This is a genomic window from Idiomarina sp. 28-8 (assembly GCF_000320945.2).
In the GTDB taxonomy this organism is placed as follows: domain Bacteria; phylum Pseudomonadota; class Gammaproteobacteria; order Enterobacterales; family Alteromonadaceae; genus Idiomarina; species Idiomarina loihiensis.
In genome coordinates this window covers 55,553-69,726 of record NZ_DF266793.1, presented here as the reverse complement: position 1 = coordinate 69,726, position 14,174 = coordinate 55,553, and the positions used below count along the sequence as shown (strand labels likewise).

At 46.0% G+C, this 14,174-nt stretch carries 10 protein-coding genes; 5 read left to right on the top strand and 5 right to left on the bottom strand.

The annotated features are described in order from the left end of the window. The first annotated feature begins 33 nt into the window (after positions 1-33). Both gdhA and RJ32_RS12400 read left to right on the top strand, forming a co-directional pair. Positions 34-1,386 (top strand): NADP-specific glutamate dehydrogenase, encoded by a 1,353-nt coding sequence (gene gdhA, locus RJ32_RS12405; RefSeq protein WP_034822651.1) that lies wholly within the window; start codon positions 34-36, stop codon positions 1,384-1,386. 129 nt (positions 1,387-1,515) lie between these two features. After that, positions 1,516-3,204: a M1 family metallopeptidase gene (locus RJ32_RS12400; protein ID WP_034822649.1), complete on the top strand. Its 1,689-nt coding sequence runs from the start codon at positions 1,516-1,518 to the stop codon at positions 3,202-3,204. A 25-nt stretch (positions 3,205-3,229) separates the two neighbouring features. On the opposite strand, the gene RJ32_RS12395 is transcribed toward RJ32_RS12400, so the two are convergent. Continuing rightward, entirely contained in the window at positions 3,230-6,103 is a 2,874-nt protein-coding gene (locus tag RJ32_RS12395) for an insulinase family protein (protein ID WP_034822647.1), read from the bottom strand. Between the two features lie 138 nt (positions 6,104-6,241). Between RJ32_RS12395 and RJ32_RS12390 the strand changes: the two genes are divergently transcribed. Next, positions 6,242-6,916 (top strand): hypothetical protein, encoded by a 675-nt coding sequence (locus RJ32_RS12390; RefSeq protein ID WP_034822644.1) that lies wholly within the window; start codon positions 6,242-6,244, stop codon positions 6,914-6,916. A 19-nt stretch (positions 6,917-6,935) separates the two neighbouring features. Here RJ32_RS12390 and RJ32_RS12385 read toward each other — a convergent pair whose 3' ends face one another. Continuing rightward, positions 6,936-7,565, bottom strand: coding sequence for a hypothetical protein (locus RJ32_RS12385; RefSeq protein ID WP_051018793.1), 630 nt, complete (start codon positions 7,563-7,565; stop codon positions 6,936-6,938). Positions 7,566-7,598: 33 nt separating this feature from the next. Between RJ32_RS12385 and RJ32_RS12380 the strand changes: the two genes are divergently transcribed. Beyond that, entirely contained in the window at positions 7,599-7,937 is a 339-nt protein-coding gene (locus RJ32_RS12380) for a YnfA family protein (protein ID WP_011235558.1), read from the top strand. Here the strand turns inward: RJ32_RS12380 and RJ32_RS12375 are convergent. After that, positions 7,934-8,848, bottom strand: coding sequence for a pirin family protein (locus RJ32_RS12375; RefSeq protein WP_034822642.1), 915 nt, complete (start codon positions 8,846-8,848; stop codon positions 7,934-7,936). The two genes, RJ32_RS12380 and RJ32_RS12375, sit on opposite strands and share 4 nt — an antisense overlap. 262 nt (positions 8,849-9,110) lie before the next feature. On the opposite strand from RJ32_RS12375, the gene RJ32_RS12370 reads away from it, so the two are divergent. Continuing rightward, a complete protein-coding gene (locus tag RJ32_RS12370) occupies positions 9,111-10,364 on the top strand; it encodes a hypothetical protein (protein WP_235598957.1) in 1,254 nt (417 codons plus the stop codon). 61 nt (positions 10,365-10,425) lie between these two features. Here the strand turns inward: RJ32_RS12370 and gorA are convergent, their stop codons facing one another. Both gorA and RJ32_RS12360 read right to left on the bottom strand, forming a co-directional pair. Beyond that, positions 10,426-11,778: a glutathione-disulfide reductase gene (gorA, locus tag RJ32_RS12365; RefSeq protein WP_034822639.1), complete on the bottom strand. Its 1,353-nt coding sequence runs from the start codon at positions 11,776-11,778 to the stop codon at positions 10,426-10,428. A gap of 127 nt (positions 11,779-11,905) precedes the next feature. After that, on the bottom strand, positions 11,906-14,174 hold a 2,269-nt coding region (locus tag RJ32_RS12360), incomplete at its 5' end, for a S9 family peptidase (RefSeq protein WP_034822637.1).

Here is a 14,174-nt window from a genome sequence, read left to right as displayed (position 1 = left end):
ATAGTTATATTGTTTTAAATCGTGGACATGTCAATGAGCTACATAAAAGAAACCATCGAAAAGCTAAAGCAAACCAGTCCGGCTCAAGTTGAGTTCTATCAAGCGGTAGAGGATGTACTTGAATCGATAGAACCTTTGCTGGAAGAACGCCCTAAGTATCGGGAACACTCTATTATTGAGCGTCTGGTTGAGCCTGAGCGGCAAATTATGTTTCGTGTCCCCTGGATGGACGATGATGGTAAAATTCAGGTGAATAAAGGCTACAGAATAGAGTTTAACTCGGCGCTGGGGCCTTATAAAGGCGGGTTGCGTTTTCACCCAAGTGTTAATGCCGGTATTGTTAAGTTTCTTGGCTTTGAGCAAATATTTAAGAATGCGCTGACCGGTTTACCCATTGGCGGCGGCAAAGGTGGCGCCAACTTCGATCCTAAAGGCAAGTCGGACGCGGAAATTATGCGTTTTTGCCAGTCGTTTATGAGTGAACTGTATCGTCATATAGGGCCCCATACGGATGTTCCGGCGGGAGACATCGGTGTGGGAGCAAGGGAAATTGGCTACCTCTTTGGTCAATATAAGCGTCTGGCCAATCGTTTTGATGGTGTCCTAACCGGAAAAAGTGAACTATGGGGCGGCTCGCAAGTTAGAAAAGAAGCGACAGGGTATGGGGTTGTCTATTTCGCGCAATGCATGATGGATGACCAGGATGACTCTTTGGACGGAAAGCGTTGTTTGATTTCAGGCTCTGGTAATGTCGCTATTCATGCTATGGAAAAGCTGTATGAATTGGGGGCTAAACCGATAAGTTGCAGTGACTCCAGCGGAACCATTTACCATGACAGTGGTATTGATCTGGACTTGGTTAAGCGCATAAAAGAAGAACAGGGCGGGCGGCTTAAAGAGTACCTTGAAACTCATGATGACGCCGAATACACATCCAAAGACGACTATCCCGAAGAGGGACACAGCGTTTGGCGCTACGAAGCCGATATTGCTTTCCCCTGTGCGACTCAAAATGAATTGACCGAAAAAGATGCTCAGGCACTTTTGGAAAACGGATGCAAATACATAGTGGAAGGGGCAAATATGCCCACCACCCAGGCCGCGGTCGAGCTTTTCATTGAAAGTGGCGTTGGTTATGGTCCGGGCAAAGCATCAAACGCAGGCGGTGTCGCCACTAGCCAGTTAGAGATGGCTCAGAATGCCAGTATGTTGCGCTGGGATTTTGAGGAAGTGGATGAAAAACTCAAAGACATTATGAGTAATATATACCAGGATGCGAAGCGCACTGCCGAAGATTTCGGACACCCGTCAAACTTAGTTCTTGGCGCAAATATTGCCGGGTTCCGTAAGGTCGCCGACGCCATGCTGGAACAAGGTGTGGTTTGATTTAATTAAGCTCGTTTTTTCCTTTAAATTCAGACAAACGTTTGAAACAAACCATTGGTCGCAAAAGTGCTTTAGTGTTTTTAATAATAAAGGCATGCTCAGTTAATAAACAACTGGGGAGATAAAAATATGAAAAAAGCACTTTTGGCGACGGCCTTTGTCCCATTAATTATCGGCGGGTGTGCCGGCATTCAGCCAAAGGAAACTCTGACTGAAACCTTGGAAACTGGTGGCGCACTAAAACCAGAGCATCAGCACATTAATCTTGAAAAAGCGCATTTATTTTTCGATATAAACCCGGAAAAACGTGAAGTTAAAGGCAAAACTGAACTGGTGCTCTCTGTTACTGAGAAACAGTCAGACTTCCTTATCGATTTTGACAATAACTACCAAATCTCAGCACTCTCTATTAATAGTCTTAAAACAAATGACTACACTCACGAACTCGGTGAAATTCGTTTTAGCCTTGAACAACCAATAGCTGCTGGAGATAAGTTAACAGTCACGATTGAATATAAAGGACAACCTCATGTCGCAATAAACCCTCCCTGGGATGGCGGCTACGTGTGGGATGAGACTGAAAATGGTAAGCCCTGGATAGCCACAGCCGTACAGGGAGAGGGTTGTGATTTGATCTGGCCCTGTATTGACCACCCGACGTTTGAAGCTAAACAAACCGATATTGTTATCCGGGTGCCGAAAGGTCTGGTTGCAGCCAGTAACGGAAAGTTAATTGAAAGCAGTGAGGGCGAGGACTGGTCGCAGTACCACTGGCGTAGTGAGCAGCCACAGAATAACTATGGTATTGCATTAAATGTGGGTCCTTATGAGGTTCTTAAGGATACATACCAAAGCCGTTATGGACATGAGTACCCGTTGGTTTTTTACTATTTAGAAGGTAAAAAAGCTGAAGCGGAAAAGTTATTCAATGAGTTCTCTGAGCAGTTAGACTTTTACGAAGATGTCATTGGCCCCTACCCATTCTACGCTGAAAAAATGGGCGTTGTGGAAACGCCGCATTTGGGGATGGAGCATCAAACCATTAATGCGTATGGGCAAGAATACAAAGCTGGAAAATACAATTTCGACTGGTTACTTCATCATGAGCTGGCTCATGAGTGGTTTGGGAATCAAGTCACTAATACTGACTGGGACCACATGTGGCTACATGAAGGTTTTGGCGCTTATATGCAGCCATTATATGGGCAATATTTGCATGGAGACTTTGCCTATCACAGCATGATGTATGACTCACGTATAGGTATACGAAACGAGCATCCGGTTGTATCGAATAAACCAATGTCAGAAGATGACGTTTATAAAGCTGACAGAGGGCCGGGTAGCGATATCTATCAAAAAGGCGCATGGATACTGCATACTTTGAGAAACTTGATTGGCGACGATGATTTCTTTGCAGCAACGAGAAAACTGGTTTACCAAACTACTGACCCGAAACCTGGAAACTTTGAACCGCATTTTGCGGACTCACAAGACTTCATTGATGCTGTTAATGAGCAAACAGGCGAGGACTTTACATGGTTTTTTGAACACTACCTTTATACAGCGAAGTTACCAGAGTTGGTTGGTGAGCAAAAAGGGAGTCAGTTAAGCTTGCATTGGAAGACCTTTAACGAAGCAGCCTTTGAATTACCTGTAGAAGTGCAAGTTGGTGACACGATATCGACAGTTGTTGTGGGAAAGACTCCTGTTCAAGTTGAGTTACCTACAACCGATGCACATTATGTATTAGACCCGTTGCATAAGATTTTGAAGCAGGAAGATTATTTAGATGCTTACGCGAAAGAGCAACCTCAATAATGAGATTGCTCAATACCAGGCGTTATTACTGCTTTTCCATCTCCTGATGAAACTCTGCCAAATCGGAAATGATTTTCTGGTTTGGCAATTCAGCGTAGGGTTGTTCAGCAAACTTGGTACCTCGCAGCTGAACCGAAATACGTGCGGCATCTGGGTTTAACATGGTTTGCTGGTAAAACGTTTTGGCGTCTTCAAGGCTTACGTTTTCAACGGCATCAATTAACTGCTCTTTGCTGTCGAATTCAAAGCGCTGCAAGCTCAAATCAGCCAGGAATGGAGAAACTTCTTCCATCAAGTTCTTCGGCTGTTCGTTCAGTGTAATCAAGGTGCTTTGTTTGATTTGGTTGAACTCTTCCGGCGTCATTTCCTGTAAGTCTTCCCAGTACTCTTCTTTGAAACTATCAAAACGCTCCTGCATATCGGCAACGTTCTTAACCGGGGTTTGAATGTACAGGCCAAAACCTGCGTAATTATCAAGATTCGGTGCGAAAGAACCCACCGCATAGGCCAGTTGCTCTTCCGTACGCAGGGTATCAAAGGCTACGGTGCGGAAATGGCTTTGCAGAACCGTTCCTGCCGCTAGCGTGGCAAAACCTGGTTGAGGATGAATGTGTGCATCAACTATTGCCACGTCAGCTACATCCAGATCACGACGTAATACAATGGACTTGCCAGTTTCAGGCTTCCAGAATTGAGCCACTTTAAAGTCAGTGACCTTCCGGTCTTCGGGTAAGCTGGCCTGAATACGATCAACGGATTCTTCCAGGTTAGCCTTATCGTAATTACCAAAAGCAAACACGCGAATGGCGTTATTACCCATTAAGGTGTCGATAAAGTTAGACAAGTCAGCCGGAGTCAGGCTTTGCGCTGTTTCAATTAAGTCAGTTTGGTTAAACCCTCCTTCCCGAATCAACTGCCCGTATGCGTCAAAGCTTTGGTAAATTGGGAATTGCTGGCCTTTGTTTTCAAGCTCTCTGACATAGCGATCTACCGCTTGCTTAAAGGCTCGCTTTTCAACGTCAAACCTCAAGTTATCAATAGCGCGCTCAAGTAGCTGCGGTTGTTTATCGGTAAAGCCAGACACCGTCAGTGACAGGCCGGTGCCATCGTTAAGGTTCAGGTTCATACCCGCAATATTTGCTTCGGTATCCAGTGCGCTAACATTCATATTGTATAAATCGCGCCATAAAGCGGTTAAAACGTCGGCTTTTATACTTTTAATAGGTGCGTCGTTGTTTATTTGAATATAAAAAACGCCGCGCGGCTGGTCGCTGTATAATTGGCTTGGATACTGCCAGACCTGAATGCCTTCTTCTTCGATAATCACTTTGGGTTTATCGAATGCGTCGTTCTGCTTAATGGCAAAACTCTCTGGCAACAGGGTATTCACTTTAGGCAAATTAATTGCCATTTTAGGTTCGTTATCCCAGCTCGCTATTTCTTCTTGCGGAATATCAACAACCTTGTATTTACCTTCGTAGAAATCGAGTTCGCTGTCGTGTGGCTCATCCTGACTAATATACCAAACGCGAAGGTGCTCAGGTGTAAGCTGTGACAGAACTGAGCGGATGGCTTCAGGGTCAAACTCCTGATATTCATAAGGTGCACTAACTGCGTATTCCGCTGGATAATTCTGCATAGCTTCGGCAAGTGACGAGACGTAGCTGAATTCGTCCCCTTTTTCTAAGAAGCGGAAGTTGTTGCTCAGGCTGGTTCTTATTTCTTCAAAGTAACTTTCATCAACACCCTCAGCGCGAACTTTATCAATGTACTGCATAATAAGCGCGACAATTTCTTCACGCTGCTGCATGCCGGCATTAGTCAGTTCGAGGTCAATTGCCAGAACTCCATAGTTGCCGTAAAAAGTTGGCTGCGCTGATGCGTTCAAGCTAGCAATAAGGCCGGCATCTTTGAGTTGTTGTGCTGGTGTGCCCGGCATTTCTGAGCCAAGCAGGTAACTGACATAGCGGTTGGGCTTAACCGCAAACTGATCCTGATTGTCATTGATAATGAATTCCAGCTTCAACTGCTTAACGTCTTCATTTGGCACATAGTGGATGCGCTTTTTGCCTACATCGTCGAAGTTAATTTGAGCTGTGACTTCGGGCTCATCAATACCGTCGTCTTCAATACTGGCAAAGTGTTTGCGAGCTAAGGTTTCCATCTCTTCTAACGAGCGGTTGCTTATCATGGCAACTTTCATAATGTTGGCTGAGTAGAAGCGGTTGTAAAAATCGACGGTTTCTTTGTGCAGCTCGCTGTTCTCTTTGTCACTCAGGCTGTCCAGATTTCCAATAAGGAAACGATTGGAAGGGTGCTCTCCCAGCAATAAGCGTCCTAATTTGAACTGGCCAAAAAAGTCCATTTCACGGCGCATTGACCATTCGGCGTTCACTGCATTACGTTCTTTGTCTGCATACTCGGGGTACAGTTTTGGCGCTTTGAAAAAGTCAGAAAAGCGGTCTAAAGCCTCATCGTAGGCGCTGTTATTAATTTTAAACATATAGTTGGTGACATCCAGCCAGGTAGAGGCATTCTGACTACCACCGTTATTACTCATAAACTCGCTGTATTCGTTGGTATCGGGATACTTTTCAGTTCCCAGGAACAACATGTGCTCCAGATAATGTGCCAGCCCCTGTTGAGCTTCCGGGTCTTGCAATAAACCAACGCCAACGCTTAAAGCGGCAGCCGACTTATCTGTATTCGGATCAGAAACCAACATAATTTCAATATTGTTATCCAAAGTCACGACGCGATACTGGCGCTCATCGTTCGGGCTTTTAATGACTTCGCCGGCTACTGCCGGTTGTACCGTGCTGCTCTCCGTTGCTGGCTGGCTACAACCTGCAGCTAAAAGAGCGGAACTAATGGCACTTGCGAGTAATAACTTCTTCATAAAAATATCCCTTAAAAAATGACCACAATATAATAACGACGACTACCCTGCTTGTTGAGGGTAACCTTTAATTATTTGTTGACTAATTTGTAACAGATTGTGAGAGTTAAAGCATACTTTTGGTACAGGGATGTCAAAATGAAAGCAATTATTATAATAGCGGTGCTTTTTTTATTAGTTGGCTGCAGTTCACCCACCGTATTTCTCACAACAGAGCGGTTGCTACAGAAAGAGCGTCAGGAATTAATTTCTGCGTTGTCTGAAAATGGCTTCAAAGTCAAAACAACTTCAGGTGTGGCTGTACCGGAAGAATTTCCAGATGTGGTTGTGGCGACAAACCCCGCGAATGAAAGCCCTGAGTTTTTCGCTAAACTTGAACAGGTTATTCGGCAACAAAACCTTGCACCCGTAGCTTATCAAAAATTTTATCAGCAGAAGCACTATTATAAAGGACGTAATGTTGGATTATACGTGCGCGGTAACGCCCCTGAATTAAAGCTTCCACCGGTTCTTCGTGGTAACCATCAAACCTGTAATAATCAGCGTATGATCCTTGAGTTTAACAATAATAAGCGAGTAAATATTGACGTAGAGGAGGACGAGATCACCTCTTACAAAGGGAGCTATCAGTCGATATTACCTGACACTATTCATGCTAACTTCGAGAGTCTGGAAAGCCCCGTAACACTGAGGCTTTCTAAAGTGTCTGTAGAAACCTATGCGGGAATGAAAACCGCAGACAAAATAGTCGTTACGAACAGCGACAATAAAGTATTACCAGAAAATTGCGAGTTCATGATCATTCACTATTAGATCCGATAACGAGCAGAGGTTATTTTTCTGCAGTACATTCAGTGTAGACTTCAGAATAAGGCTGGTCGAAACAACGAATGAACTTATCAACAATATTCAAGTTTGGCGGCCATTGTATTTCAATAGGGTTTCCGTCTGCATCTGTCGGATTAAAACCTTCGGGCTTAGGAACTGCAGCCAGTTTTTCCCTTTGATTTTTTAGCTTTTCTCTATCTGACTGTAAAAAGGCGATAGTGGCGTCAACGTAATAGTTCCAGCCAGACATGTCTTTTTCGGGCGACTTGCGCGCTTGCTTCATTAAGCTAATAGCGCGTTGATACTGACCGACTTCGGCTCTAAGCTGACCCTCATGCCAGACAAAGGTTCTCATAGCCCCTTTGGAAATCTCGTTCTTTGTGTAATAGGTATGGATAAGGTCGGCTGCCGCTTCACGACAGGCTTCCGCTTTAGCTACTTCTCGCCAGCCTTTTTCCAGGTTTTGGTCAAACTCCCTGGGAGATAGCTTTAACATTTCAACTTCGTTATAAGAGCAAGTTTCACTCTCTGTATTTGTATCTTTGGCTACGGAAAACGGAGAGGCAATGGTTATTGAAAGAAAGCCGGTAACGAGTAATGCCCGCATAGTGAAACTGCTTGTAGTAGACTGCATAATGTCTTCTCCTGCTAAATAAAGGTGCTGAACATGTCTGTTTTGTTGATAGCCAAAACGCTAGGGCTTTTCTTTATTACTGCAATTGCCGAAATTATCGGATGCTATTTACCTTACCTGTGGTTGAAAAAAGATGGAAGTGCCTGGTTATTGATTCCTGCAGCTATCAGTTTGGCAGTATTTGCCTGGCTGCTTACATTGCATCCGGCTGAAAGTGGCAGGGTCTATGCGGCTTATGGGGGCGTTTACGTGGTAACTGCACTGCTGTGGTTAAAGGCTGTTGAAGGAGCTTCATTGTCGACTTACGATGCCGTAGGCGCTGCTTTCACTTTAACCGGAATGGCTATTATAGCGGTTGGCTGGAACCACTAAGGCAAAGGAATAAACTCATCTTCATCGCCAACAACTTTATCAAAGCGTTGATTCTGCCAATCTTTTCTTGCCTGCTCTATTAGTTCTTTATTAGAGGACACAAAATTCCAGTTAATAAACCGGTTGCCCAATGCATTACCGCCAATAATGACAATATGTGATGGTTTCTGAGCTGTAATAACGGGTTGCTCTTCAGTTTTTAATACAACCAATGTTCTTGCCGCTAGTTCTTTACCTTCTGAATTTAAGCGACCAGAAACGATATAAACAGCCAACTCTTCTGTTGTCGGTAACGTCAGTTCTTGGCCAGAGTCCAACTTGGCTTCTAGGTACAAAGTTTCAGACAAGGTAGGAACAGGTGACTTTACGCCATAAGCTTCACCTATCATGACGCGAACCGAAACCCCATTCACATTAGCCGACGGAATATCGGTTGACGGAATATGATAAAAGGCAGGCTCTGTCTGCTCGTACTGTTCGGGTATAGCTAACCAGAGTTGCAAGCCATGTAGCCTGTGAGCGCGGGCCGTAATTTCCGGGCGCTCTCTTTCTGAGTGCGTAACGCCTTTGCCTGCGACCATCAGGTTGATATCGCCGGGCATAATTATCTGATAACTGCCAATGGAGTCCCGGTGCAGCATTTCGCCATCGAATAAGTAAGTGACAGTGGATAACCCAATATGCGGGTGTGGTGCGACATTGACACCTTCTCCCTGTGGGAAGTCGGCTGGGCCCATTTCATCAAAGAAAATCCACGGTCCGACCATACGCTTTTGGCGAGTGGGTAATGCGCGGCGGACATAAAAGCCGCCTAAGTCGCTGTCGCGAGGTTCAATAATAACTTCTATTGCAGATGACGGTTGTTCGTGCGAGTCACAACCTTGTTCAGCATTGTTAAGAATATTGCTCATGGAATACTGGCTGCCTTCAAAGTTATCTAAGTTCGTTTGTTATCTTTTTTAAAGATTACCGCAAAGTGCTGGCGGCGCAAGTAAGAAACTCTCGAAATTTTGCTCAATATTTGCTCGTTACTGCCGATGGTTATAGTAAGTATCTCATACTAGAAAGAGACTAAAGGTGAAAATATCAATAACAAATCACTATTCAGCCTTAACCAAGCCGGTACCCTCTAAGCAGCCGATAACGGTGCTACAGAGCCATGTGGCGGAGCCTTTGGATACCCAGCCTGAAAATACCCAGGGCGTCTTCCTTAGTGAGCTAGATAAACTCTATTTTAATTTTAATAAATGGCTGGAAGAGCCAATACAATCAGAATTCTCGGCGGAGAAAATAGAAAAACTAAAAGATTTGTACTCAAAAATGTCTGAGGAAGATTTTATCCGGCTGGGTAGGCTAGGTATTATATCGAACGATGATTTCTTGTCTATGGTTGAAACCCTGGACAAAGAGCAACTTTCGCAGTTAACCGATATATTTTCTGGGTTGTCGGCTTCTGCAAACATGCTTTTTACCCATGTTAATGAATTTAATCCCTCCAGAACATACGAAGAAAAAGTAGAACAATTTATTGAAGTGCTATCAGACACTCAGCGAATTGCCCGGGATCAACTGATTGAAAAGGCGGCTGAATATGATGAAAAAATCAGTATTCACAAAGCTGAGCGTGAGAACAATGATACCTATGAATCTCTAGGAGGATATTTCGACGTTAAATCGAGCGCGAACGACCTGCAGAACTTTGTTTCGACCGTAATAGATACCAAATCGCCCGCTGATTTTGTTAACAAGCTCGATCAATACAGTCGGGAACAGCAAAGTAGCTTGTTAAATGTACTTGGAATGAGCCGGATTGAAGGTGAGCAACTGCTTGACGGTCTTCTGGATAAAAGTGATGAGGCCAGAACGAGCATATTGTCTTTTATTGGTAAAGTAGCACTTAAAACAAACCCTTTCTTTGAAATGAGCGCTTTTGGTGATTCGGAACATGTGGTGAGTATCAGCAAAGGGTTTGGCGATAACCTATTCGAGACAACGAAAAAAATGCTTGAGAATATGGGGGAGTTGCTGACAACCTATAATTTCAGTGACGAACAGCTCGTAGAAATGGGTGACCAACTTAACGACCTAAATAGAAAGGAACAAATCGGCTACCTGGAAGCTGCGGTCATCGGCCTCGATAATCTATTAGGTATACAAACGAGCAGCACCAATGAACTTATAGACATGAAAGCAGAGCCACAGGCGATGAATAAACTGCAGTCCGTTTTAAGTAGTAAAGATGCTTTGCAGGCTGTTTATGAAGCCCGCGAGGGTGAGGACCGGAGAAGCGGGCGTTCCTACGTGCCGAAGACCAAATGGGAATACCTGGAAGACTTGGAAAAAGTGGTGTCATCTTATATTCCGCCGGCGGAGTCTGACGAAAACGTTCGGGATCCTTGGGAATATGCCTCTGGCGCTAAAGCTTGACATGTTTATACTGTTGACAATAAGCCCCGCGAGAGAATTTGCGGGGCTTCCTGTACCCTTCTTATTTCAGAGTAACAAACTCTTCAGCACTGGTCGGATGCAGAGCCACAGTCGAATCTAAGTCAGCTTTAGTTGCCCCCATCTTCAAAGCAACGGCAAAGCCTTGTAATATCTCGTCCATACCTTCACCAATACCGTGAATGCCGACCACTTTTTCTTCTTTGCCGTGGCATACCAGCTTAAAATAACTAAGAGCTCGGTGCGGGGTAACGGCGTTGTACATGGCCGCGAACGATGACTTATACACGGTAATGTTGTCTTCGCCGAATTTGAGCTTAGCGTCTTCCTCGCTCAGACCAACGGTACCAATGGTCGGGTGGCTGAATACAACGGTCGGAATGTTTTCAAAGTCCATGTGCGCGTTTGGCATGTTGTTAAACAAACGCTCCGCCAGTAAGCGTCCTGCTTTTATAGCAACCGGTGTAAGTGCTGCGGCACCAGTATTATCGCCTACAGCGTAAATACCTTGTACGTTGGTATTCTGGAATTTATCGACGTTAATAAAGCCTTCGCTATCCAGTTCTACACCGGTGCATTCCAGGTTAATTTTATCGGTGGATGGCACGCGGCCTATAGCCCAGACTAAGCAGTCGAAGCCGTCCATTGTCTGACCACCTTCAAAGTGCAGCGTTAACGTACCGTCGTCTTGCTTAACCACTTCACGAACGGTGGTTTCTGTATGAAGTTCAGGGCCGTCCTGCTTCATGCGCTCCAGCAAACCATCGGTAATATCTTTATCAAAGGTACGCAACGGACGATCACGTCGCACCATTAAGTGCGTGTCAGTGCCTAATGCATGGAAGACACCGGCAATTTCAACGGCAATATAACCGGCTCCGATAACGGCTGCCTTTTTAGGCTGTTCCGTCAGGGCAAAGAAGCCGTCAGAGTCTATACCATGCTCAGCACCGGGAACTTCGGGGATCATGGGGCGCCCGCCGGTGGCAATGGTAATATGGTCAGCGGTAATCTTTTCTCCGTTAACTTCTACTGTTTTGTGGTCAACGAATTTCGCAAAGCCTTCTATAAACTCAACGCCATTACCTTGAAAGCCGCGATGGTAACCACCGTGAATGCGTTCAATATAGGCTTCGCGGTTTTTAACCATAGTCGCCCAGTCAAAACCTTTCTGTTCAAGCTCAAAGCCGTATGACGGCGAGTATTTTATGGCTTCAGCAATATGAGCGCCGTACCACATGACTTTCTTGGGAACACAGCCCACGTTTACGCAGGTGCCGCCAACGTGTTTCGCTTCAATAACGGCGGCTTTCGCGCCACGTATCGCTGCGCGGTTGGCTGAGGCTATGCCGCCACTACCTGCGCCTATCGCAAGATAGTCATAATGTCTGGTCATATTGCTTAACTCCTGTACTCAATTCAAAAACTGCGGATATCTTGAATAAAAACCCCGTATCTTGCAAATAAAGACACGGGGTTGTCATGCTTTTTATACCGATAGCGGTAATCGAAAGATCAGTTCATTACTCAGATGACGAGCGTTCGCCGGCTGGTAAGTTCTCTTTCACAAACTCGGTCATCATGGTGCGTAAATGAAGGGTTGTACCTTCACCTTCGTAAATACCATGAGAGCGGTTCGGGTAGGCAAAAAACTCAAACTGCTTACCGTGTTTAATGAGCTCATTGACCAGGCGCTCGCTGCCCTGAAAGTGAACGTTGTCGTCGCCTGTACCGTGTACTAACAGTAGGTCGCCTTCGAGGTTTTCAGCGTGAGTAATGGCTGAGGTTTCTTTATAACGCTCGGCTGACTCAGGCAGTAAGCCGGAGTAACGTTCCTGATAAATGGTGTCGTACAGCGTTAAATCAGGTACTGGTGCCAGCGCCATACCCATGTGGTAGCTGTCCGGGTAACGGAATAACGCATTCAGGGTTTGTGAACCGCCGCCGCTGTGTCCCCAAATGCCTACGCGGCTTTCATCAATGAAGTCCCAGCGTTCCAGCATTTGTTGCAGCGCATCGTATTGGTCGCGTACGGTAACAACGCCCAGGTTCTTGTAAATAGAACGGCGCCAGTCAAAGCCGCGTGGTGATTTGGTGCCGCGGTTATCAATAGACGCAACAATATAGCCCTGCTGTGTCAGCATGGTGTGCCATAAATACAGTGAACCGCCCCAGCGGTTGGCCACTGTCTGCCCCCAGGGTTCGCCGTAAACGTAGAACAAAATGGGGTATTCTTTGCTGGGGTCGAAGTCAGTCGGCTTCATAATGTAACCGTCCAGCTCTAACCCGTCACGAGCTTCCACCCGGAAAAATTCAACCGGTTGTTTCTGCACCTGCTCAACCGCTTGCTGTGCTTCTTTATTGTCAACCACGGTACGAATAACTTCATGATCCGGCAGTGAAATCATATTAGTAACCGGAACCTGGTTAACCGAACTAAAGGTATGTTCAGCGTATTTGGCATCTTGCGAAATGCTGTAACTGTGGGTGCCGTCCATGTCCGGGGTCAGACGTTCTAAGCGGCCGCTGCCGTCTAAGCTGGCGCGGAACAGATAACGCTCCAGAGGTGTTTCCGGTGAAGCAATAAAATAGACCCAGCCGTTTTCTTCGTTTACCCGCAGCACTTCAACCACGTCCCAGTTACCGCGGGTAATCGCTGTGGTTCTGCCGGTATCACGATGCACGCGATAGATATGGCGATAACCGCTGCGTTCGCTTAACCAGGTAAATTCGCGACCATCATTTAAAAAGTGAATGTCGTCGACATATTCGGCCCACGAGTCGGTGCTTTCGCGTAACAGCTCCTGACTGCGACCGGTTTCAATATCGCTGATAAAAGCGCGATTAATGTGCTGTTTGCGGGCCAGTTGCTGAATTAACAGTTTTTCGCTGTTGCCAGCCCAGTTCATGCGCACCAGGTAATGCTGGCGAGGGGCACCGGGAATATCCATCCATTTTGTCTGACCGCCACTGGCCGGCATAACGCCAATGCGCATAGCCGCGTTAGTTTCACCCACTTTCGGGTAAGGGAACTCTTTTAACGTTGGGTAGAGTTCGTCGGTGTTATTGATCATGGTGAATACCGGCGTGCCTTCGGTGTCCAGCTGCCAATAAGCAATGTGCTTGCCATTGGGGCTCCAGCGGAAACCGTCGCGCAGGAAAAACTCTTCTTCGTTAACCCAGTCGAAGGTACCGTTAACTATAGTGTCGCTGCCGTCGCTGGTCAGCGCGCTGACAGTGAAGCTGCTAAGATCCTGCACGTAAATGTTGTTCTGCATAACGAACGCGACTTTTGTACCTTGCGGATTAAACTTAGCAAACTGCAAAGTCGACTCGGGCGCATTACCACCCAGTTGGCGTAATTCGTTGTTGTTGCGGTTCAGCACCCAGTAATCGCCCAGAGTATGGGTGCGCCACGAACGCTTGGTATTGGTGAAAATAAGTACTTTCTCGCCATCGTCTGACCAGACGTAATCGGCAATATCCAGCGCTTTGTTTTTACCTTGCGGAGTTAGCTGTTTAGCGCTGACTAAAACCGTGCGCTCGTTGGTTTCAGGGTGGTAACGAACAATATCGCGGCCATCGGCTGAGTCGGACTGTTCTAAAGTCGTATAACCTGAGCCGTCTTCAAGCCAGCGAGTTGGAGCCGGGCGGTCAATATTGAAGGTATCACTGGCGAATATTTTCTCCGCTGTCAGCTGGCTAACACCTGTTACGTCAGCTTTATCGGAGTCCGCAGTGGATTGTCCACCCAGGTTACTACAGGCACTTAAGGTAATAATGGCCGTTAAT